The organism is Streptomyces capillispiralis (assembly GCF_007829875.1).
Classification (GTDB): Bacteria; Actinomycetota; Actinomycetes; order Streptomycetales; family Streptomycetaceae; genus Streptomyces; species Streptomyces capillispiralis.
On record NZ_VIWV01000001.1, the window covers coordinates 5,007,037 to 5,029,273 of the forward strand.

The 22,237-nt window shown below is 72.8% G+C and carries 20 protein-coding genes; 8 read left to right on the forward strand and 12 right to left on the reverse strand.

Translation table 11 applies throughout. The features are described 5' to 3' along the window. Positions 1-94: 94 nt before the first annotated feature. Together FHX78_RS21795 and FHX78_RS21800 are read right to left on the reverse strand one after the other, a co-directional pair. Positions 95-958 (reverse strand): siderophore-interacting protein, encoded by an 864-nt coding sequence (locus tag FHX78_RS21795; protein WP_145869105.1) that lies wholly within the window; start codon positions 956-958, stop codon positions 95-97. Between the two features lie 29 nt (positions 959-987). Next, positions 988-2,037: an ABC transporter substrate-binding protein gene (locus FHX78_RS21800; RefSeq protein ID WP_145869106.1), complete on the reverse strand. Its 1,050-nt coding sequence runs from the start codon at positions 2,035-2,037 to the stop codon at positions 988-990. A 192-nt stretch (positions 2,038-2,229) separates the two neighbouring features. Between FHX78_RS21800 and FHX78_RS21805 the strand changes: the two genes are divergently transcribed. Then, entirely contained in the window at positions 2,230-2,538 is a 309-nt protein-coding gene (locus tag FHX78_RS21805; protein WP_167531817.1) for a hypothetical protein, read from the forward strand. A 60-nt stretch (positions 2,539-2,598) separates the two neighbouring features. Here FHX78_RS21805 and FHX78_RS21810 read toward each other — a convergent pair whose 3' ends face one another. From FHX78_RS21810 to FHX78_RS21825, 4 genes are read right to left on the reverse strand one after another with little or no spacing between them, the layout of a single operon-like run. Further along, positions 2,599-3,759 (reverse strand): acyl-CoA dehydrogenase family protein, encoded by a 1,161-nt coding sequence (locus tag FHX78_RS21810; protein ID WP_145869108.1) that lies wholly within the window; start codon positions 3,757-3,759, stop codon positions 2,599-2,601. Positions 3,760-3,764: 5 nt separating this feature from the next. Beyond that, positions 3,765-4,712 (reverse strand): hydroxymethylglutaryl-CoA lyase, encoded by a 948-nt coding sequence (locus FHX78_RS21815; RefSeq protein WP_145869109.1) that lies wholly within the window; start codon positions 4,710-4,712, stop codon positions 3,765-3,767. Then, entirely contained in the window at positions 4,709-6,718 is a 2,010-nt protein-coding gene (locus FHX78_RS21820) for an acetyl-CoA carboxylase biotin carboxylase subunit (RefSeq protein WP_145869110.1), read from the reverse strand. Before FHX78_RS21820 ends, FHX78_RS21815 begins: the two co-directional genes overlap by 4 nt. Positions 6,719-6,732: 14 nt before the next feature. Beyond that, entirely contained in the window at positions 6,733-8,349 is a 1,617-nt protein-coding gene (locus tag FHX78_RS21825) for a carboxyl transferase domain-containing protein (protein WP_145869111.1), read from the reverse strand. An 87-nt stretch (positions 8,350-8,436) separates the two neighbouring features. On the opposite strand from FHX78_RS21825, the gene FHX78_RS21830 reads away from it, so the two are divergent. The 4 genes from FHX78_RS21830 (at position 8,437) to FHX78_RS21845 (ending at position 11,994) form a co-directional block, all read left to right on the forward strand. Continuing rightward, the gene (locus tag FHX78_RS21830) at positions 8,437-9,033 is read left to right on the forward strand and encodes an SACE_7040 family transcriptional regulator (RefSeq protein ID WP_145869112.1); all 597 of its coding nucleotides are present in this window, start codon (positions 8,437-8,439) and stop codon (positions 9,031-9,033) included. A 117-nt stretch (positions 9,034-9,150) separates the two neighbouring features. Then, positions 9,151-10,308, forward strand: a complete 1,158-nt coding sequence (locus tag FHX78_RS21835; RefSeq protein ID WP_145869113.1) for an acyl-CoA dehydrogenase family protein — start codon at positions 9,151-9,153, stop codon at positions 10,306-10,308. Positions 10,309-10,343: 35 nt separating this feature from the next. Then, entirely contained in the window at positions 10,344-11,213 is an 870-nt protein-coding gene (locus FHX78_RS21840; RefSeq protein ID WP_145869114.1) for an acyl-CoA thioesterase, read from the forward strand. A 259-nt stretch (positions 11,214-11,472) separates the two neighbouring features. Next, positions 11,473-11,994 (forward strand): DUF4232 domain-containing protein, encoded by a 522-nt coding sequence (locus FHX78_RS21845; RefSeq protein ID WP_145869115.1) that lies wholly within the window; start codon positions 11,473-11,475, stop codon positions 11,992-11,994. A 65-nt stretch (positions 11,995-12,059) separates the two neighbouring features. Here FHX78_RS21845 and FHX78_RS21850 read toward each other — a convergent pair whose 3' ends face one another. After that, complete coding sequence (locus FHX78_RS21850) at positions 12,060-12,851, reverse strand: phosphatase (protein ID WP_145869116.1); 792 nt, start codon at positions 12,849-12,851, stop codon at positions 12,060-12,062. A 108-nt stretch (positions 12,852-12,959) separates the two neighbouring features. Continuing rightward, the gene (locus tag FHX78_RS21855; protein WP_189908616.1) at positions 12,960-14,432 is read right to left on the reverse strand and encodes a PucR family transcriptional regulator; all 1,473 of its coding nucleotides are present in this window, start codon (positions 14,430-14,432) and stop codon (positions 12,960-12,962) included. Positions 14,433-14,619: 187 nt separating this feature from the next. Here FHX78_RS21855 and FHX78_RS21860 point away from each other — a divergent pair, with 187 nt between their 5' ends. The 3 genes from FHX78_RS21860 to FHX78_RS21870 are packed head-to-tail and all read left to right on the forward strand — an operon-like array spanning position 14,620 to position 18,800. Next, positions 14,620-16,092, forward strand: a complete 1,473-nt coding sequence (locus tag FHX78_RS21860; protein WP_145869118.1) for a sodium:solute symporter family protein — start codon at positions 14,620-14,622, stop codon at positions 16,090-16,092. A 57-nt stretch (positions 16,093-16,149) separates the two neighbouring features. Next, entirely contained in the window at positions 16,150-17,118 is a 969-nt protein-coding gene (gene speB, locus FHX78_RS21865) for an agmatinase (protein WP_145869119.1), read from the forward strand. After that, on the forward strand, positions 17,115-18,800 hold the full coding sequence (locus FHX78_RS21870; RefSeq protein ID WP_145869120.1) for a thiamine pyrophosphate-binding protein: 1,686 nt from the start codon (positions 17,115-17,117) through the stop codon (positions 18,798-18,800). Before speB ends, FHX78_RS21870 begins: the two co-directional genes overlap by 4 nt. A gap of 327 nt (positions 18,801-19,127) precedes the next feature. Here the strand turns inward: FHX78_RS21870 and FHX78_RS21875 are convergent, their stop codons facing one another. The 4 genes from FHX78_RS21875 to FHX78_RS21890 all read right to left on the reverse strand — a co-directional run bounded on the left by FHX78_RS21875 (position 19,128) and on the right by FHX78_RS21890 (position 22,206). Then, complete coding sequence (locus FHX78_RS21875; protein ID WP_145869121.1) at positions 19,128-19,484, reverse strand: peptidase inhibitor family I36 protein; 357 nt, start codon at positions 19,482-19,484, stop codon at positions 19,128-19,130. A 418-nt stretch (positions 19,485-19,902) separates the two neighbouring features. Beyond that, complete coding sequence (locus tag FHX78_RS21880; protein WP_145869122.1) at positions 19,903-20,514, reverse strand: hypothetical protein; 612 nt, start codon at positions 20,512-20,514, stop codon at positions 19,903-19,905. Between the two features lie 412 nt (positions 20,515-20,926). Continuing rightward, positions 20,927-21,295, reverse strand: a complete 369-nt coding sequence (locus FHX78_RS21885; protein ID WP_145869123.1) for a hypothetical protein — start codon at positions 21,293-21,295, stop codon at positions 20,927-20,929. Between the two features lie 65 nt (positions 21,296-21,360). Continuing rightward, complete coding sequence (locus FHX78_RS21890; RefSeq protein ID WP_167531818.1) at positions 21,361-22,206, reverse strand: endonuclease I family protein; 846 nt, start codon at positions 22,204-22,206, stop codon at positions 21,361-21,363. Between the last annotated feature and the right edge of the window lie 31 nt (positions 22,207-22,237).

The window sequence follows — 22,237 nt, forward strand, 5'->3', positions numbered from 1 at the left end:
TTAGCCTAACCTAAGTAACGTGGCTCGGGTCCTGCCCCCTTCGTGACGGTGATCACTCCGGGGTCAGGGGGGACGGGGTGAACCGCGGTCGGTCTCACGCCTGTTCGCGCAGCTGCTCCTCGGTCATCCCGTGGCGCCAGTAGCCCACGAACGTCACGCGCCGGCGGTCGATGCCGCGCTCGCCCACGAAGTGCCGCCGCAGCCGCTTCACACAGCCGGACTCGCCGGCGATCCAGACGTACGGGCGTCCGTCGGTGGGGAGTTCGGCGGCGCGGACGGTGTCCAGGGCCATGGGGGAGCCCTGGTCGGAGCCGTTCCGGACGAACCAGGTGATCTCGGCGTCGGCCGCCGTGGTCAGGTCGTGGACGTCCCCGGCGTGCGGCACCTCCAGCCAGACCCGGGCGCGGGTGCCGGCCGGCAGGGCCTCCAGCACGGCCTCGGTGGCGGGCAGGGCGGTCTCGTCGGCCCAGATCAGGACGGGATCGGCGTCCTCGGGCGGACGGAAGCGGATCGCGCGGTTGTCGGCGACCGCGGGCCCGAGCAGCAGCACCCGGTCACCGGTGGCGGCCCGCGCCGCCCAGCGTGAGGCCGGGCCGGCCTCCAGGGAGGTGCCGGGGCCGATGCCGTGCAGCACGAAATCGATGTCGATCTCCGTGGTGCGCCCCTCGGCGTCCGCGCGCAGGCTCCGCAGCGTGTACGAGCGCATCACCGCCCGTACGTCGTCGGGCAGTTCGCGCCAGCCCTGCCACCAGGAGTCCCCGAGGTGCACCGGCACGACCGGCTCGCTCCGGCCCGGCTGCGGCAGGAACAGCGTCAGGGACTGGTCCAGCCCCCCGGAGCGGAACTCCCGGAGTTCGGGTCCCGTGAAGGTGACCCGGACGAGGGACGGGCCGAGCCGCCTCGTCCCTGCGACCCGGAGGGAGAAGAAGCGGAACGGGGCGGCTACGGCGGTGGTCACGGCGGGGCTCCGGAGCGCGGGGGTGGCGGTCAGCTGACCTTCTTGGCCTTCTCGATGGCCTCGGCGAGGTTGTCGAGCAGCGGGGTGCACTTGTCGTAGGACAGGATCGGCTCGGGGGAGCGGGAGATGACCTGGCCGGCCTTGACCGCGGGGAGCTTCTTCCAGGTCGCCTCGGTGACGTCGGCGGGCTGGATGGTCGAGGCGCGGTCGTCCATGATGATGACGTCGGCCGGGTACTTGTCGACGTTCTCCCAGCTCAGGGTCTCGAACCAGCCGCCGGTGGCCTTCTTGGCCGACTCGGGGGGCTCGACGAGGTTCACCCCGAGGGCCTTGAAGTACTCCAGGTCGACGGAGTAGTTCGAGCCGGAGACGTAGAAGACGTCCGGGGCGGCGGAGCCCGCCAGCACCTTGATCTCCGGCCGGGCCTTGGCGGCCTTGCGCAGCCGCTCGGCGGCGGCCTCGAACCTCTTCTTCGCCTCGACGACCTTCGCCGCCTTCATGTCCGCGCCCAGCGACTCGGCGAGTTCGGCCATGCGCCGCAGCGGCTCCGGCATCTGACGGTCGTAGACGGAGACGGCCACGCTCGGAGCGAGCTTGGCGATCTTGTCCTTGGAGGCCTCCGGGACGTACCAGAGCGTCCCGGCGTCGTCGAACGTCGTGCTGATGAGCACCTCGGGCTGGAAGGCCGCGTACTGCTCGACGTTGAAGCTGTCGAACTTGTTGCCGAAGATCGTCAGCTTGCTGACGTCCATGTCGCCGGCCTGGACGTCGGCCTTGCCGTCCGTGGTCCTGGTGGGCCCGAAGACGCCCTCCACCTCGATGCCGTAGTCGTGCAGCGCGGCGGCGACACCGGTGAACGCGACGATCCGCGTCGGCACCTTGTCGAGCTTCACGGTGGTGCCGCGGTCGTCCTTGAAGGACCACGGGCCGGACGCGGCCGCGCCGTCCCCCGCCGCGTCCGAACCGCCGCCGCTCGCGTCGTCGTTGCCGCAGGCGGTGAGCACGGCGCCGAGTCCGAGGGCGCCGCCGGCGGCGAGCAGTCCCCGGCGGGAGAAGCGGGCGGTGGTGGAGTGCGACATGGGAGGGTCTGCTTTCGTGCGTACGGAGCGGGCCTTGGCTGGAATCAGGCTTAGGTTAGCCTAACCTCATGATCTGTCCAGGGGGTGTTCGGTATCCATCCCCTCGCGGAGCGGCGACATGCGTGCCCTGTACCGTGATTCCAGTTACCCAAGGGGGCGGTCATGGGTCCGGTCCGACGATGGGGCCCCACCGTGGCCGTCAACCTGACCCTCGGGGTCTTCGCCATCGTGCCGCTGTGGCTGACGGCGCTCTTCGTGATGAGCCGCCCGCTGACGGCCCCGGGTCTCACTACCGGCGGGGACGTGGACGACGACCTGCTCTCCTGGCTGATGCTCCTGGCCCCGCCGTGGGCGGTCCTCCTCGGCCTGTGGATCCCCGCCAACATCCGGACCCGGCGCGGCACGGGCGTGTCACGGTGCCGCCACTGGGCCGTCGGATCGGCGTTGGTCCTGACACCGCTGCCGGCGCTGACGGCGCTGTTGGTCCTGGTCGAGGGCTGAGGGAACCAGCCGCGCGACGGCCGGCCCGCGCCCCGACGGACGCGGACCGGACCCCGGGGCTCAGCCCGCCAGCCCCAACTCCCGCGCGATCAGCATCCGCTGGACCTCGCTCGTGCCCTCGCCGATCTCCAGGATCTTCGAGTCGCGCCACATGCGGGCGACCGGATACTCGTTCATGAAGCCGTAGCCGCCGTGGACCTGCGTGGCGTCGCGCGCGTTGTCCACGGCCACCGTGGACGAGTACAGCTTCGCCAGCGCCGCCTCCTTCTTGAAGGGTTCGCCGGCCACCAGACGGCTCGCCGCGTCACGCCAGGCGAGCCGGGCCGTGTGCGCCTTCATCTCCATGTCGGCGATCTTGAACTGGATGGCCTGGTTGGCGCCGATCGGACGGCCGAACGCGTGCCGCTCCCTGGCGTACTTGACCGACTCGTCCACGCAGCCCTGCGCCAGACCGGTGGCCAGCGCCGCGATGGCGATCCGGCCCTCGTCCAGGATCCGCAGGAACTGCGCGTACCCGCGGCCCTCCTCGCCCAGCAGGTTCGCCGCCGGCACCCGCACGTCCTGGAACGACAGCTCCCGCGTGTCCGAGGCGTTCCAGCCGACCTTCGAGTACGGCGCCGCCACCGTGAAGCCCGGCGTGCCCGACGGCACGATGATCGCCGAGATCAGCGGCCTGCCGTCCGGCTTGCGGCCGGTGACCGCCGTGACCGTCACCAGCCCCGTGATGTCGGTGCCCGAGTTGGTGATGAAGCACTTCGTGCCGTTGATCACCCACTCGCCGGTCGCCTCGTCCAGCCGGGCCGTCGTACGGGTCGCGCCCGCGTCACTGCCGCCGTCCGGCTCCGTCAGGCCGAACGCGCCCAGCATCTCGCCCGAGCACAGCCGGGGCAGCCACTCCCGCTTCTGCTCCTCGGTGCCGAACAGGTGCAGCGGCATCGCGCCGAGCGAGACACCGGCCTCCAGCGTGATCGCCACCGACGAGTCCACCCGGGCCAGTTCCTCCAGGGCCACCCCCAGCGCGAAGTAGTCGCCGCCCATGCCGCCGTACTCCTCCGGGAACGGCAGCCCGAACAGCCCCATGCGGCCCATTTCCCGCACGATCTCGTACGGGAACTCGTGCCGCTCGTAGAAGTCGCCGATCTTCGGCGCCACCACGTCGTGCGCGAACTCCTCCACGGTGCGGCGGAGTTCTTCCAGTTCGGGGGAGAGCTTGTGGTCCATGTCGTTCACTGCTCCTGGTGGGAGAGGGCTCGGACGGTGCGGGACGGGCTGGGTCGGCCCAGGTGGGCGGCCATCCAGACGCTTGTGGCGACCAGACGGTCGAGATCGACCCCGGTGTCGATGCCGAGTCCGCGCAGCATCCACACGAGGTCTTCGGTGGCGAGGTTTCCGGTGGCGGACTTCGCGTACGGGCAGCCGCCCAGTCCGCCGGCCGAGGCGTCGACGGTGGTCACGCCCCGCTGGAGCGCGGCCAGCGTGTTGGACAGGGCCTGCCCGTAGGTGTCGTGGAAGTGCACGCCCAGCGCGGCCACGGGGACGTCCGCCCCGTCGAGCGCGCCGAGCAGCGCCGTCACATGACCGGGCGTCGCCACACCGATGGTGTCGCCCAGGCTCAGCTCGTCGCAGCCCATGTCGAGCAGCGCCCGGCACACCCGCACCACCTGCGGGACGGGCACCGCGCCCTCCCACGGATCGCCGAAGCACATCGACAGATAGCCGCGGACGTGGACGCCCTCCGCCTTGGCCCGCCGCACCACCGGCTCGAACATCGCCAGCGACTCGTCCACCGTGCGGTTGAGGTTGGCCCTGGCGAACGACTCCGTGGCACTGGCGAACACCGCGACCCGCCGGGCGCCGAGCGCCAGCGCACGGTCCAGACCGCGCTCGTTCGGCACCAGCACCGGCAGGGACACCGGCAGGTCCGCCACCGCCGCGTACAGGTCCTCGGCGTCCGCCAGCTGGGGCACCCACTTGGGGTGGACGAAGCTCGTCGCCTCGATCGTGGACAGGCCGGTGCCGGCCAGACGGCGGACGAACTCCGCCTTGACGGCCGTCGCCACGGTCGCCTTCTCGTTCTGCAGCCCGTCGCGCGCGCCCACCTCGTGGATGCGCACCCGCGCCGGCAGGCCCTGGGCCGCTACGGTCATGGGCAGGCCCAGCTCCGTGGCGTTCATGCCGTCTCCTCCTCCACGGGCGCGATCACCGCGAGCACCTGGTCCATGGCGACCGTCGTGCCCGGGGCCACGTCCAGTTCGGTGACCGTGCCGGCGTGCGGGGCGGAGATGACGTGCTCCATCTTCATCGCCTCCACCACCAGCAGGCTCTGCCCGGCGCTCACCTCGTCGCCGACGGCCACCTTCACCACCGTCACCGTGCCGGGCATCGGCGCGGTCAGCGAGTCGGCGCCGCCCTGGCCGGCCCGGGTGAGGGACGCGGCCACCGGGTCGTGGTCGCGCACCTGCCAGGCGTCGCCGTCCCGGCCGAGCCAGGTGCCGTCCGGCAGGGCGGCGAAGGTGTGGGCGACACCGTCGAGCGAGACGGTGAAGCGGTCCTCGCCGTCCGGGACCGCGGACCCCCGCAGCGGTGTGTCCGCCCCCGGCGGCAGCACCTCCGTCCCGCCGTCCGGGGTGCTGCGCACCCGCACGGTGACCGGGTCGTGGCCGGGCACCCGCAGGTGGTGCGCCGTCCAGACCCGCTCGCCGCCCATGCGCCAGCCGTCCGCGGCGGCGAACGGGTCCGCCCAGCCGGCGGCGTCGCGCACCGGCGCGAGGCGGGCCTGACGCAGCAGCGCCGCCGCCGCGTACGCCTCGGCCGGCACCTCGTCCGGCACCAGGGCGTCCACCTCGCGCTCGACCAGCCCCGTGTCCAGCTCGCCCGCCACCACCGCCGGATGCGCCAGCAGCCGCCGCAGGAACCCGGCGTTGGTCTGCACGCCCAGCGTCACCGTCCGCCCCAGCGCCGCCCGCAGCCTGCGCAGCGCGCTCGCCCGGTCGGGGCCGTACGCGATGACCTTGGACAGCATCGGGTCGTAGAGGCTGCCGACCTCGGTGCCCTCGCTCAGCCCGGAGTCGGTGCGCACGCCGTCGCCCTGCGGCTCGCGCAGCCTGAGCACCGTGCCGCCGGAGGGGAGGAAGCCGCGCGCCGGGTCCTCCGCGCACAGCCGCGCCTCCACCGCGTGCCCGGTGAGCGTGACGTCGTCCTGCCCGAACGCCAGCGGTTCGCCCGCCGCCACCCGCAGCTGCCACTCCACCAGGTCGAGGCCCGTGACCAGCTCGGTCACCGGGTGCTCCACCTGGAGCCGGGTGTTCATCTCCATGAAGTAGTACGACGACGGGTCCGTGCCCGGCACGATGAACTCCACCGTGCCCGCCCCCCGGTAGCCGCAGGAGCGGGCCGCCTGCACCGCCGCCTCGCCCATCGCCGCCCGGGTCTCCTCGTCGAGGAGCACGCTGGGCGCCTCCTCGATGATCTTCTGGTGCCGGCGCTGCAGCGAGCACTCGCGCTCGCCCAGGTGCACCACGCTGCCGTGGCCGTCCGCCAGGACCTGGATCTCGATGTGCCGGGGCCGGTCGACCCACCGCTCCACCAGCAGCGTGTCGTCGCCGAAGGAGGCGCGGGCCTCGCGCCGCGCGGCGGCGATCTCGTCGGCCAGCCGCTCCGCGTCCCGCACCAGGCGCATGCCCTTGCCGCCGCCGCCCGCGGACGGCTTCAGCAGCACCGGCATGCCGATGCCGCGCGCCGCCTCGACGAGCTGCCCGTCCGTCAGACCGCTGCCGCTGGAGCCGGGCACCACCGGCACTCCGGCCGCCCGCACCGTCTCCTTCGCCCGGATCTTGTCGCCCATCAGGGCGATCGCGTCCGCCGGCGGCCCGATGAACACCAGCCCCGCCTCGGCGCACGCCCGCGCGAACCCGGCGTTCTCGGCGAGGAAGCCGTACCCCGGGTGCACCGCCTGCGCGCCGGTGCGGGCGGCGGCGTCGAGGAGCCGCTCCACCGACAGGTAGCTCTCCGCCGCGGGCGCCGGCCCGATCCGCACCGCCGTGTCGGCCTCCCGCACGTGCCGGGCGTCGGCGTCCGCGTCGGAGTACACGGCCACCGAGCGCACGCCCATCGACCGCAGCGTGCGGATGACGCGGACGGCGATCTCGCCCCGGTTGGCCACAAGCACTGTCTCGAACATCGTTGTCCGTTCCCTCACATCCGGAAGACGCCGAACTGGGGGTCGCCCAGTGGCGCGTTGGCGCACGCGGTCAGGGCCAGGCCCAGCACCTGCCGGGTCTCCATCGGGTCGATCACGCCGTCGTCCCAGAGGCGGGCCGTCGCGTAGTAGGCGTTCCCCTGGCGCTCGTACTGGGCGCGGATCGGGGCCTTGAAGGCGTCCTCGTCCTCGGCCGGCCACTCCTCGCCGCGCGCCTGGAGCTGGTCCCGCTTGACGGTCGCGAGGACCGACGCGGCCTGCTCGCCGCCCATCACCGAGATCTTCGCGTTGGGCCACATCCACAGGAAGCGGGGCGAGTACGCCCGCCCGCACATCGAGTAGTTGCCCGCGCCGTACGACCCGCCGACCACCACCGTCAGCTTCGGCACCCGTGTGCAGGCGACCGCCGTGACCATCTTGGCGCCGTGCTTGGCGATGCCGCCCGCCTCGTAGTCCCGGCCCACCATGAAGCCCGAGATGTTCTGCAGGAACACCAGCGGGATGCCGCGCTGGTCGCACAGCTCGATGAAGTGGGCGCCCTTCTGCGCGGACTCGGAGAACAGGATGCCGTTGTTGGCGACGATCCCCACCGGGTGGCCGTGGATCCGGGCGAAGCCGGTGACCAGGGTCTGCCCGAACTCCGCCTTGAACTCGGCGAACCGGGAGCCGTCCACCACCCGCGCGATGATCTCCCGCACGTCGTAGGGGGTGCGGGAGTCCACCGGCACCGCGCCGTACAGCCCCGCCGGGTCCACCTTCGGCTCGACGGCCGGCTCCACCCGCCAGGGGAGGGAACCCCGCTCGGGGAGCGTGGAGACGATGGTGCGCACGATCCGCAGCGCGTGCGCGTCGTCCTCCGCCAGGTGGTCGGTCACGCCCGACACCCGCGAGTGGACCTCGCCGCCGCCCAGCTCCTCCGCCGTGACCACCTCACCGGTGGCCGCCTTCACCAGCGGCGGGCCGCCGAGGAAGATCGTGCCCTGGTTCCGCACGATCACCGCCTCGTCGCTCATCGCCGGGACGTACGCCCCGCCCGCCGTGCACGAGCCGAGCACCGCCGCGATCTGCGGGATGCCCGCGCCGGACATCCGGGCCTGGTTGTAGAAGATCCGCCCGAAGTGGTCCCGGTCCGGGAACACCTCGTCCTGCATCGGCAGGAAGGCGCCGCCCGAGTCCACCAGGTAGACGCAGGGCAGGCGGTTGTCGAGGGCCACCTCCTGGGCGCGCAGGTGCTTCTTCACGGTCATCGGGTAGTACGTGCCGCCCTTGACCGTGGCGTCGTTGGCGACGACCACGCACTCCCGGCCGCTCACCCGGCCGATCCCGGCGATCACACCGGCCGCCGGGGCCTGCCCCTCGTACATCCCGTCGGCCGCCAGCGGGGCCAGCTCGAGGAAGGGCGAGCCGGGGTCGAGGAGGGTGTCCACCCTCTCGCGCGGGAGCAGCTTCCCGCGCGCGGTGTGCCGCGCCCGCGCCTTCTCGCCGCCGCCGAGGGCGGCCGCGGCCAGCTTGCCGCGCAGCTCCTCCACGAGCGCGCGGTGCGCCTCCTCGTTGGCCCGAAAGGCCTCCGACGCGGGATCGGCCGCGCTGTGAAGCTCCGGTGCCTCATGCATCCTGCGGGTCCCCTCACCTTGTTAATGAGCGTTAACGCATTTCCTCCAGGTTAACGACCGCTAACCCCGCTGTCTAGAATCGTTCCCATGGCCACGAGAACCGACGCCCCCACCCGCCGCGAACAGATCCTCAGGGAGGCCGCCCGGCTCTTCGCCGAGCGCGGTTTCCACGGCGTCGGGGTCGACGAGATAGGCGCCGCGGTCGGCATCAGCGGACCCGGCCTCTACCGGCACTTCGCGGGCAAGGACGCGATGCTCGCGGAGCTGCTGGTAGGGATCAGCGACTCGCTGCTGACCGGCGCCAAGCGGCGCCTGGGGGACGCCGACGGAGCGGCACCCGAGGCGGTCCTCGACTCGCTGATCGAGGGGCACATCGACTTCGCGCTCGACGACCGCCCCCTCATCACCCTGCACGACCGGGAGCTGGACCGCCTCCGGGACAGCGACCGCAAGCTGGTCCGCCAGCTCCAGCGGCAGTACGTCGAGCTGTGGGTGGGCGTGGTGCGCGAGGTGTACCCGGAGCTGGCCGAACCGGCCGCCCGCTCGGCCGTGCACTCGGTGTTCGGCCTGCTCAACTCCACCCCGCACCTGACCCGCCCCGGCTCTCTGCCCGGCCGGACGGGGACCGCCGAACTGCTGCACCGGATGGCCCGGGGCGCGTTCGCGGCGGCGGGCGCGCCCTGACCCCGGCGGAGTGACGAGCGTTACGGGGTGTCCGGTCTGGACGGCCGCGGATACTCGCCGGTACCTTTGTCTGAGCAAGCGCTTAGACATGCCAACGGTACGTGGAGGTGGGCGTTCGTGCGCCGTACGGTGTTCAACGAGGATCACGAGGCGTTCCGGGAGACGATCCGCGCCTTCATCGAGGCCGAGGTCGTCCCCGTCTACGACGAGTGGTTCGCGGCGGGCCAGGCGCCCCGCGACTTCTACTACAAGCTCGGTGAGCTGGGCGTCTTCGGTATCAGCGTGCCGGAGGAGTACGGCGGCGCGGGCATGGACACCCACAAGTTCGAGGCCGTCCTCTACGAGGAGACCGCCCGGGCGGGCGTCCAGTTCGGCGGCTCCGGCGTGCACGTGCTGCTCGCCCTGCCCTACCTCAAGATGCTGGCCACCGACGAGCAGAAGAAGCGCTACCTCCCGAAGTTCGTCACCGGCGAGGAGATGTGGGCCATCGCGATGACCGAGCCGGGCACCGGCTCCGACCTCGCGGGCATGAAGACCACCGCCAAGCTCAGCGAGGACGGCACCCACTACGTCCTCAACGGCGCCAAGACCTTCATCACCGGCGGCGTCCACGCCGACAAGGTGATCGTCTGCGCCCGCACCGCCGCCCCGACGGCCGAGGACCGCCGCCACGGCATCTCCCTGTTCGCCGTCGACACCAAGTCCGAGGGCTACTCCGTCGGCCGCAAGCTGGACAAGCTGGGCCTGAAGACCTCCGACACCGCCGAGCTGGCGTTCGTCGACGTCAAGGTCCCCGTCGAGGACCTGCTCGGCGAGGAGAACAAGGGCTTCTCCTACCTCGGCCACAACCTGGCCTCCGAGCGCTGGGGCATCGCCTTCGGCGCCTACGCCCAGGCCAAGGCCGCCGTCCGGTTCGCCAAGCAGTACGTGCAGGAGCGCACCGTCTTCGGCAAGCCGGTCGCCCACTTCCAGAACACCAAGTTCGAGCTGGCCGCCTGCCAGGCCGAGGTGGACGCCGCCGAGGCCGTCGCCGACCGCGCCACCGAGGCCCTGGACGCCGGCGAGCTCACCCCCGCCGAGGCCGCCTCCGCCAAGCTGTTCTGCACCGAGGTCGCCCACCGCGTCATCGACCGCTGCCTCCAGCTGCACGGCGGCTACGGCTACATGAACGAGTACCCGATCGCCCGCCTGTACGCGGACAACCGCGTCAACCGCATCTACGGCGGCACCAGCGAGATCATGAAGACGATCATCGCGAAGGACATGGGCCTGTAAGCCCCGCGAAATCCCTGCCGTATACAACTGACCTCATGAGTCAGGCACTACAGGACCTCCTCGATCTGCTCGACCTGGAGCAGATCGAGGAGGACATCTTCCGCGGCCACTCCCGGACCGCCGTCGTCCCCCGCGTCTTCGGCGGGCAGGTCGCGGCGCAGGCACTGGTCGCCGCCGGGCGCACCGTCCCCGAGGACCGGCCCGCCCACTCCCTGCACGCGTACTTCCTGCGCCCCGGCGACCCCGGCGCGCCCATCGTCTACACCGTCGACCGGATCCGCGACGGCCGCTCCTTCACCACCCGCCGGGTGGTCGCCGTCCAGCACGGAAAGCCGATCTTCCACCTCTCGGCGTCCTTCCAGACGTACGAGGAGGGCCTGGACCACCAGGAGCCGATGCCGCCCGCACCGGACCCCGCCGCCCTGCCCACCTCCGAGGAGCGGCTGCGCGGCTACACCCACCTCGACCCCGAGGTCGTGGACCGCTTCCTGGAGGCCCGCGCGGCGGTCGACCTGCGCTACGCCGACGAGCCGCCCTACGGCCGCTTCGGCGAGCCCCGCGCACCGCACTCCCAGGTGTGGTTCCGCACCAACGGCAAACTGGCGGACGACCCCCTGCTGCACGTCGTCCTCGCCACCTACGTCTCCGACATGACGCTGCTGGACTCGGTCCTGCTCGCCCACGGCCGCGGCGGCTGGGCCGTCGGTGACGTCGTCGGCGCGTCCCTGGACCACGCGATGTGGTTCCACCGCCCGTTCCGCGCCGACGAGTGGCTGCTCTACGACCAGCAGTCCCCGTCGGCCCACGGCGGCCGGGGCCTCGGCCAGGCCCGCATCTACACCCAGGACGGCCGCCTCGCCGTCTCGGTCATCCAGGAGGGCGTGGTCCGCGTCCCGCGCCCCTGAGCCGGCTCCGGACGTCCTCTCCCCCTCCGCGACGCCGGAAGCGGCACCCGGCACGTGTCCCGCGCACGGGTCGGACGGCGGTCCGCGTCCCAGTGGACCGTTCCATGCGGTCGGCATCCGCGCTGGTCAGCGACCGTTCCAGCGTTCCGGCGTCCCATGATGGGCGGCTGATGTGGCGGGTGGGACGGATCACGGCACAAGCTGCGGTCATCCCAGCGGCCCGCTGGACGATCCACCTCGTCACACCAAGGAGACCCTCATGCGTTCACGCTTCACCACCCGCTCCGCCCGCATGACCCTGGCCGTCCTCGCCGCGCTCGCCCTCGGTGGCGCCGCCACCGCCACGGCCACCGCCGACAGCTCCGGCTCCGGCACCCAGGCCTGCGCGACCAGCGACCTGACCTTCTCCGTCAAGACCGAGACCGAGGCGGGCGGTTACTACCTGATCACCGCCAAGGCCAAGCCCGGCATCATCTGCCACCTGGAGGGCGTGTCCCCCTCCGCCTCCTTCGGCTCCCACCCCAACACCGGGGTCTCGCCCGCCGAGCAGAGCGCCGGCGACGACGTCGTCCTCGCCGGCTCCGCCGCCGCCTACGCCGGCATCAACCCCAAGAGCACGGCCGACGACAACGGCGTGCAGTTCGACCAGCTCCACCTCTCGGTCGCCGGCGACGAGGAGAACTCCGTCACGCTCCAGCTCCCCGACACCGCCACGGTCGACCGGCCCATCGCCACCAACTGGCACGCCGACCCCGCCGACGCCGTCCCGTTCATCGGCTGACCCTCGCGTCCACCAGCTGCCCCGTCGGCCGGGAGTGTCCCCCGCACCCGGCCGACGCGGGCGTTTCACCGCGTCAGGCCGGCCTCCGCCAGCAGATACGCCGTCATCGGGTCGTAGTGGCGGGGGCTGGTGACGTGGTCGTCGAGGGGGACCGTCACCTGTACGGTGCCCTCCGCCTCGGCCAGGAACAGGGCCGGGTCGTTGCAGTCGGCGTAGCCCACCGAGTCGACGCCGTGCTGTCCGGCGTAACCGGCCCAGCCGTGGTCGGCGACGACCAGGTCGGGCAGCGGGCGGCCCTCGCGCTCCAGGGCGGTCAGGATCGCCTTCATCGGCTCACCGGAGTGCGTGTGCCACAGCGTGGCGCCGTGCTCCAGCACCGCCACGTCCGCGAACTGCATCACATAGCCCTCGTCCGTGACCAGCCCGTCCGGGATCACCACGATCTCGCAGCCGGCGGCGCGCAGCGCGGCCGCCGTCGCCCGGTGCACGTCCAGCAGCCCGCCCGGGTGACCGGTCGCGAACAGCACCCGCTGCCGCCCGTCCGCCGCCTTCCGCAGCCGCCCGGCCAGGCGCTCCAGACCGTCCACCGTCAGCTCCGGGTCGATGGTGTCCTGCCCGTACCGGTGCTCGGGGTCGTCGTTGACGCCGACCCGCTCCGCCATCACCGCGAGCACGTCCTGCTCGTCGGTCCAGCGGTCGCCGAGCTCCAGGCCGAGCCAGTAGTGGCGGTCGCCGTTCGCCAGTTTGCGGTAGTGGGAGAGGTTGTTCTCACGCGGCGTGGCGACGTCGCCCGCGATCCGCGTGGCGACGAGGTGTTCGACGAGTTCGGCTCGGCTGGGTGTCCCGGATATCGGCATGCCCCCCATTGTGGAGCAGCGCCCGGTGCGCGTCCCCGGCGTATCGCCTCCTGGGACGTGCGTCACGTGCTCAGCCGGCTGGGTACGGATACTCAGGGCGCCCGGCCCTCACGTGCGCCGCAGCGCGAACCACAGCTCCATCCGCACGTCCGGATCGTCCAGGTCCGCCCCCAGCAGCGCGGCGCACCGCGCGATCCGCTGCCGCACCGTGTTGCGGTGCACCGCCAGCGCCACCGCCGTACGGTCCCAACTGCCGTGCAGGGACAGCCAGGTGCGCAGCGTCTCGGTGAGCGCGGGGACGGCCGCTACCGGCGCGAGCAGCGCCCGGGCGTGCGCCTCGGCGTCGTCCGGCGGGACGAGGTCGGTGAGGGCGGGCCGGCCGCCGTGCCGGACCAGCGGGGTGCGGGTGGCGCGGGCCCGGGCCAGGGCGCGGGCGGCCTCCGTGTCGGCGGCCGGCCAGTCGTGCGGGGCGACCGCCGTGCTGACGCCGAGGGTCCAGCCCGGCAGCGCCGCCACGGCCCGCTCGGCCGGCACCAGGACCCGTACGGTCCCGCCGACCGGATCCACCAGCGCCGACCCGAGCGCGGCGCCCAGCGCGGAGGCGGCCACGGCGTCCGGTGCCCGCCCGTGCGGCGCCGGCCCGTCCGGCGCGCCGTGCACCACCCGCCACCGCTCCCCGCCGAGCAGCGGCGCCACCTCCTCGGGCGCACCGCCCAGCAGCAGCCGTACGAGCGCGGACGCGCGGGCCGCGCCGGTACCGCTCGGCTGCTCACCGGTGAGCAGGGACAGCAGTACGGCGGCCACCGACGTGATCGTGTGGTCCCCCGGATCGCGCTGCGGGGCGGCGACCGCGAGCACGAAGCCCCGCCCGTTGCCGAGCGCGTGGGCGACCAGCCGGACACCGCCGGCGGTGTCGCTCGCGGAGGCGGGCCGCCCGGCGCCGGGGCGCACCACCCCCGCCAGCTCCGCCAGTGCCGCCCCGGCCTCCGCGCCCGGGTCCCGCCCCGCCCCGGCCAGCTCCGTGCCCTCCGGGCCGTACAGGACCGCCCGGCCGTCCAGGCGGCGGGCGAGCTGGTGCAGGACGGACGGCACGGGATCCGGGCGGGCCGCGGCGGTGGCCAGACCCTGCTGGGCCTCCGACACACGGCGCAGCTCCGCCAGGCGGGCCTGTGCCATCAGCTGCCACACCGCGCGCGCCACCGCGGAGAACGTGGTCCGCGGCGGCACCTCCAGCAGCGGCAGCCCGTGCATCGCGCACGCCTCCACCAGCGCCGCCGGCACCGTGTCGTGCACCGGTGCCACACCGAACCCGAGCGCCGCGCCGCCCGCCGCCACGATCCGCCCCACGTACGCGTCGAAGTACCCCGCCCCCGCCCCCTCCGGGACGTGCACCCCCGCCGTCAGCAGCAGTTCCCCGCCCAGCAGATACGGGTAGGGGTCCGCCATCTCCGAGGTGTGCGCCCAGTGCACGACGACACCGGGGTCGTCGGGCCCCGCGATCCGGCGCAGGCCGAGGTCCGCGCGTGCCAGCAGCGCGTCCAGGGGCACGGGCGGTGTGGGCGGAACCGCGGGATCCGGCATGGTGGACGTTTCCTCCATCCCGTTCGGCTGGACTGGATGAAACGTACACTTCGCAGTCGCTTTCCGGCCACCTAGGGTCGGGTCGACCGGCAGCCCGCGGGTACGGGCGGATGTCCCCGCGACGAGCCGCCGGACAGCACGTCCCCCTGCACGACACGCCACCGACAGTGCGCGAAGGAGGCCCCGCATGGCCGTCGACTACCTGGTCATCGTCGTCTATCTGGCCGGCATGCTGGCCATGGGCTGGTGGGGCATGCGCCGCGCCAGGTCCAAGAGCGAGTTCCTGGTGGCCGGCCGCCGCCTGGGCCCCGTCCTGTACTCCGGCACCATGGCCGCCATCGTCCTCGGCGGCGCGTCCACCATCGGCGGCGTCGGCCTCGGCTACCAGTACGGCCTCTCCGGCGCCTGGATGGTGTTCACCATCGGCCTCGGCCTGCTCGCCCTCAGCGTCTTCTTCTCCGCCCGCATCGCCCGCCTGAGGGTCTTCACCGTCTCCGAGATGCTCGACCTGCGCTACGGCGGCCGGGCCGGCGTCATCTCCGGCGTCGTCATGTGGGCCTACACCCTCATGCTCGCCGTCACCTCGACCATCGCCTACGCCACCATCTTCGACGTCCTGTTCGACATCAACCGCACCCTCGCCATCGTCCTCGGCGGTTCCATCGTGGTCGCCTACTCGACGCTCGGCGGCATGTGGTCGATCACCCTGACCGACATGGTGCAGTTCGTCGTCAAGACGATCGGCGTGCTGCTCCTGCTGCTGCCCATCGCCGTCGTCAAGGCGGGCGGCTTCGGCGAGATGAGGGCGCAGCTGCCCACCGAGTACTTCGACCCGCTGGGCATAGGCGGCGAGACCCTCTTCACCTACGTCCTGATCTACACCTTCGGCATGCTGATCGGCCAGGACATCTGGCAGCGGGTGTTCACCGCCCGCAGCGACCGCACGGCCCGCTGGGGCGGCACCGTCGCCGGCACCTACTGCCTCGCCTACGCCCTCGCCGGCGCCGTCATAGGCACCGCCGCCAAGGTCCTCTACCCGAAGCTCGCCAGCCCCGACGACGCCTTCGCCACCCTCGTCAAGGACGAACTGCCCGTCGGTGTCCGCGGACTCGTCCTGGCCGCCGCCCTCGCCGCCGTGATGTCGACCTCCTCCGGCGCCCTGATCGCCTGCGCCACCGTCGCCAACAACGACATCTGGTCGCGGCTGCGCGGCATCGTGCGCCCCTCCGGCGAGCAGCATGACGACGTGAAGGGCAACCGCGCGTTCATCCTCCTCATGGGCCTCGCCGTGATCGGCACCGCCATCGCGCTGAACGACGTCGTCCAGGCGCTGACCGTGGCGTACAACCTGCTGGTCGGCGGACTGCTCGTGCCGATCCTCGGCGGGCTGCTGTGGAAGCGGGGCACCGTGCAGGGCGCGCTCGCCGCCGTCGCCGTCGGCGGACTGGCCGTCGTCGCCCTGATGGCGGCCTACGGCATCCTCGCCAACGAGCCCGTCTCCTACGGCCTGCTCGCCTCCCTCGCCGCCTACGTCGCGGTCTCCCTGGCGACCCGGCCCACCGACCCGGCCGTCCTGGCCGCCTGGCGCGACCGCCTCGCCGGACGCGCCCCCGCATCCGCCCCCGAATCCGTGTCCGAGCAGGTCCCCGCCGCCCAGTAGAGTCATCAGGGCAAGCAGTGCATACGCGATGAAGCGTAGGAAAGAAGGCAGTTCCCCATGAGCAGCAACGAGACGCCCCGCGGTCCCGTCGACTCGTCCCGCGTCCCGCGCTACGCCGGTCCCGCGACGTTCGCCCGGCTGCCCCGCCTCGACGAGGTCGGCCGCGCCGACGTCGCCGTGGTCGGCGTGCCGTTCGACTCGGGCGTCTCCTACCGGCCGGGCGCCCGCTTCGGCGGCAACGCCATCCGCGAGGCGTCCCGGCTGCTGCGCCCCTACAACCCCGCGCAGGACGCCTCGCCCTTCGCCCTCGCGCAGGTCGCGGACGGCGGCGACATCGCCGTGAACCCGTTCAACATCAACGAGGCCGTCGAGACGGTCGAGGCCGCCGCCGACGACCTCCTCGGCACCGGCGCCCGCCTGATGACCCTCGGCGGCGACCACACCATCGCCCTGCCGCTGCTCCGCTCCGTCGCCAGGAAGCACGGCCCGGTCGCCCTGCTCCACTTCGACGCCCACCTCGACACCTGGGACACCTACTTCGGCGCCGAGTACACCCACGGCACCCCGTTCCGCCGCGCGGTCGAGGAGGGCATCCTCGACACCTCCGCGCTCTCCCACGTCGGCACCCGCGGCCCCCTGTACGGCAAGCAGGACCTCACCGACGACGAGAAGATGGGCTTCGGCATCGTCACCTCCGCCGACGTCTACCGCCGGGGCGCCGACGAGGTCGCCGACCAGCTCCGCCAGCGCATCGGCGACCGCCCGCTGTACATCTCCATCGACATCGACTGCCTGGACCCCGCCCACGCGCCCGGCACCGGTACCCCCGAGGCCGGCGGCATGACCTCCCGCGAACTGCTGGAGATCCTGCGCGGACTGGCCTCCTGCAACCTGGTCTCCGCGGACGTCGTCGAGGTGGCCCCCGCGTACGATCACGCCGAGATCACCTCGGTGGCCGCCTCCCACACGGCGTACGAGCTGACCACGATCATGTCCCGTCAGATTGCGGAGGCCCGCGCGAAGTGACGCACGACCACGACCTGGTGCTCCGCCCGACCGCCGCGCAGACGGAGGCGGCGCTCAGCCCCCCTCCCGGCCGCAACGGCGGTGACCTGGTCGTGGAGACCCTGGCCGGGCTCGGCGCGACCACCGTCTTCGGCCTGCCCGGCCAGCACGCCCTCGGCATGTTCGACGCCCTGCGCCGCTCGGACCTCCGGTACATCGGCCTGCGCGTGGAGAACAACGCCGGTTTCGCGGCGGACGCGTACGGCCGGATCACCGGCGAGGCGGCCCCGCTGCTGCTGTCGACGGGCCCGGGAGCCCTCACCTCCCTGGCGGCGCTGCAGGAGGCGGCTGCGGCCTCCGCCCCCGTGCTCGCGATCGGCAGCCAGGTCCCGACGGCCGGGCTGGGCGGCGGCCGGCACGGCTACCTCCACGAACTCCCCGACCAGGCGGCCTCGTTCCGCGGTGTGGTCAAGTCCGTCCACACCGTGCGCACGGCGTCCCAGATCCCCTCGGCGATCGCGGCGGCCTGGAAGTCGGCGCTGACCGTTCCGCACGGGCCGGTCTGGGTGGAGATCCCGCAGGACGTCCTCCTCGCGGAGACCGTCCTGCCGGTGGTGACGGCCATGGACGCCACCCCGGACGAACTGCCCCCGCGCCCCGAACTCACCGCCCTCGCCGCCCACTTGCTGACGCACGCCGCCCGCCCGGCGATCATCGCGGGCGGGGGAGTGGTCCGCTCGGACGCCTCCGGCAAGCTGAAGCGGCTCGCCGAGCGGCTGCGGGCGCCCGTGGTCACCACCCCCGGCGGCAAGGGCGCCTTCCCCTGGAAGCACCCGCTGTCGCTCCAGTCCTGGCTGGAGGACCGCCACACCACCGACTTCCTGGAGGACGCCGACGTCCTGCTCGTCGTCGGCTCCGGCCTCGGCGAACTCTCCTCCAACTACCACACGTTCAGGCCCCGCGGCCGGGTGATCCAGATCGAGGCCGACCTCGGCAAGCTGGAGTCCAACCACCCCGGCATCGGCATCCACGCGGACGCGCGCCTCGCCCTCCAGGCGCTGCTGGAGACGGTGGAGCCCCGCGAGGACGCGACGGCCCCGGAGCGGGTGCGCGCGCTGCTGACGAAGGTCGCCGACCGAATCGCCGCCCAGGACCTCACCCTGGAACAGCAGGTCCTGGCGGCCGTGCGGCGCGCCCTCCCGGCGGACGCGCCGTCCTTCTGGGACATGACGATCCTGGCCTACTGGGCCTGGTCCGCCTTCGACGCCCAGGGCCCCAACCACCTGCACTCCGCGCAGGGCGCGGGCGGTCTCGGCTACGGCTTCCCGGCCGCCCTCGGCGCCGCGGTCGCCGACCCCACCCGCCCGGTGCTCGCGGTCTCCGGGGACGGCGGCGCCCTGTACTCCGTCGCCGAACTCGCCACGGCCCGCCAGTACGACCTCGACGTGACCTGGCTCATCGTCGACGACGGCGGTTACGGCATCCTCCGCGAGTACATGACCGACGCCTTCGGCGAGCCCACGGCGACGGAGCTGACCCGCCCGGACTACGTGGCCCTGGCGGAGTCCTTCGGCGTCCCGGGCGTGCGCACCACCCCCGAGACCTTGGAACGGGACCTCGCGGCGGCCCTGTCGGCTCCGGGACCGTCCGTCGTCGTCCTGCCGGCGCTGCTGCGGATGTTCGCACCGACGCACGGGGGGTGACCCGGGCGTCCGCGTCCCGTGCGACACCGGGCGGCGCGGAGGGACGGTCGCGGAGCCCGGCGCCGCGGGCCTTCCCGGCGGCACTGCCCGAGGGGCGGATCCTGTCCGGCACGGTCGCCGTGACCGGGCGGTCCGGCGTTTTTCGTGGCGTTGGGCGGCGGGCCCGCCGGACTGGTCGACCCCGGCGTGGGGTTCGTCACGGAGCCGGTGGCCCGGGACCGGTCACCGGTCCCGGACCGTGCGCGGCCCGGGCGTTCCGACGGCACCGGACCCGGGAGCACCGGTCCTGCGGGGGCGCTGTGGGTGCTCCCGGTCGGGATCCGGTGGTCAGCAGCCGCCCGGGCCGACCCCGTCGATGCGGCCGCCGAAGTCGCCGCGGTAGCGGGAGCGCCAGTCGCCGTTGAAGACGTCCCGCTTCTCGGTCGGCTGCCAGTTCACGAAGCAGGCCCGGGTGCTCGCCACGAACGAGCCGACGCGGTCGTGGAGCCGGGGCGGCATGTCGCGGTAGCCGCTGCGTGCGGTCCACTCCCAGTAGTCGCCGTCGGAGCCCTCGCCGCTCCAGAAGCACACCGACCCGTCGGGGCAGGCCGGGGGTGCGGCCGGCGCGGCGGACGCCGCGTGGGCGGGCAACAGGAGCGCGGTCAGGGCGAGGGCGGCGGCGAGGGACCAGGAACGAGTCTTCACGGCACTCTCCAGTAAGGCGTCGTGGAGGCATGGAATCGCCCCGGCGGACGTGCCGGGGCGATTCCATGGTCGCGGCGGGGCGGGGCCGATCGGCCCGGGCCGCGTTCCACACCACCTGATGGAGCGAACCGGAGGATCGCCGAGGTGTTTCCCGCCGAGCGGTGGGCGCCGCACGCGCGGGGCGTACGGGGGTGGGGTCCTGGGGGTGGGGTGCTGTCTCGGGGGTGTCGTGCGTGTGGGGTGTGCGGGGGACCGGCGCCCTGCGTCATCGGGTCGGCCCTGCTGGGGTGTCGGGCGGGGACGGCTCGCCCACGGACGTCCCGCGCACGCCCGCCGACGCCGGCCGGTCGGCCACGGGCGGACCGGGACGAGTGCCCGGGCCTCCGCTCGCCTGACTGCCGTCAGGTCGTGCCGGACGTCAGCGCGTGCCGGGGGCCCAGGGGGTGAGCAGGTCGCGGACCAGTTCGGCGAAGGCGTTGTCCAGGGCGTTCTCCCGCTCCTCGTCGCCCACGGCCTCGGGGCAGAGGGCGGCGGGCCGGGCGATCCAGAGGATCTTCCAGGGCCGGGAACCCAGTTCGGGGTGGCCCCAGATGCCGCCGTTCCGGCACAGGGGGTGCAGTACGTCGCTGACGCGTTCCGTCGCCGTCCGCATCAGCGAACCCTCGGTCGCCGTGTACGCCGCGGCGAAGGCCCGGGGCGCGGTCCGGGCGACGGCGGCCGTGGTCGGGTGACGGCGCACGACCCGTACGACCTCGGTCAGGTGCGCGGTGATCCCGGGGACGGTGCCGTCACTCGGGCAGGCGCGGTCCGCCGTGTCGAAGGCCTGTGCCAGCTCCATCCGCAGCGCGCGCAGATGCAGGGCGGAGGCCGTCTTCCAGTTGGAGTAGAGGAAGTTGCGCGTGGTTCCGCAGGCGCGGGCGACGGCTGTGAGGGAAACGTCCAGGCCGCCGGTGCGCATGAGGGTGCGCACGGTTCTGATCACGTGTCCTGTGCTGTGGGGGTTGTGGTCGTAGGCGAATCGGGAGCTCATGGCGGATACCTTGGAGAAAAAGCGTGAGCACGCGGCGGGTCAACGCCGGTTGGCCACTCAAATGAGCGACGTGAGCACAGTGAGGTCCCAAGTGTTCACACGTTTCCGGTGGGTGGGTCAGTGCCAGAGCGCGAACACCCTTATGGCCGCTCTCTCAACGGCAGAGCGTCGCGCAGGGCGAGATGCCAGGCGCTCTGGAGTTGGCCGACGACAGTCGGGTGTCGTGAACTTCGGCGACCTGCACGCCTTCGGAGCAGGCGACAGGAGGCCGGTCCTCGCACCACATCGAATTTCCCCCGGCGCCCCGCCCGAGGTGCGGCGCATGGGGGTACAGACCGAGAGGGGTGAGGCAGGGCGGCCGTTTGTCGGGCGGCGGACCGTCGCGACGGGCCGGGAGCGACTCTCGATCGCCTCACCCCAGCAGCTCGCCGAACTCCTTCCTGTCCTGGGCGAGACGTGCGGCGTAACCCGCGGAGAAGGCCGCCTGCTCGTCGGGCCCCATGGTGGCGTGGGGCAGGCGTGCCGACGGCAGGAGGTCCGGCAGCTCGCGGTAGACGGTCACCGCGGCCCTCCAGTGCTCACCTCCCCGGCTTCTGGCCCGGACGAGATGGGCAGCCAGGTGGGGCAGCTCCTCGCCCAGCAACTGCGCCGGGACCTTCTTCGAGAGGAACTCCTCCGGTTCGGGAGGCGATCCCTCCGACGTGGAGAGGAGCCGCAAGGTCCAGAGGGCGGCGAGCAGTCGCCCCGAAAGTGTGTGATCGCTCGGTGTCGCGTCAGCCATGAGGAAGTCTGCCCAGGCTCCGCCTCCGGCACCGGCCACCGTGGCGGCCGGTGCCGGTACCCGGTCTACCAGATCGACTCGACCCACTCCGGGTGGTCGATGAACGGGTTGCGGTTGTGCTGGTAGGAGCTGTGGATGACCTCGTTGCGGCGCTGTTCGAACGCGCTCGGCGGGTCCTCCTGGTGCCACTGCTTCAGGACCGAGAGACGGCCGTGGTACGGGGACGTGCCGTTGGTGACGGAGTCGTTGGGCTCCAGGTCGGGCCAGCCGTCGGTGCCCTCGTAGCGGACCGCCATGTAGAGGATCATGCGGGCCACGTCGCCCTTGACGGCGTCGCGGGGCTCGAAGGAGTTCGAGTCGGTGAGGCTGCCGCCGCTGTTGGTGAACGAGCTGCCGCCGTTGTCGAAGTCCTTGTTGCCGCGGATGGAGTTGACCTGGACGTCCTCGGGGCGCAGGTGGTGCAGGTCGGTGCCGGGGCCGGTGGAGGTACCGAAGTCGCCGTGGGACTTGGCCCACACGTGCTCGCGGTTCCAGTCGCCGGTGTCACCGCCGTTGAGTGACTTGCTGCGGGAGATGCCCGAGTACAGCAGGATCACGTTGCCGCTGTTGTTCGGGTCCTGGTCGGTGACCTTCAGCGCCTCCCAGACCGCCGAGTACGACAGCTTCGTCTGGTCGCTGATGATCGTGTTCAGGGAGTCCTTGAGGGCCGCGCCGGACTTGCCGATGGCGTCGGCGTAGTACGTGTCGTCGTACGCGGTGGCGGAGGCGGTGGCGGTGGCCGCCGTGCCGGTGGTGGCGGTCGCGGCGCCGGCGGAGGACGCGGTCAGCGCGGGGACGGAGAGGCCGACCAGGACGGCCGAGGTCGCCAGGGCGAGGCTCTTCCAGCGGCGGCGTATGGGTGTCACGGGCATGTGGGGACGTCCGATCTACGCGAGTTGAGTG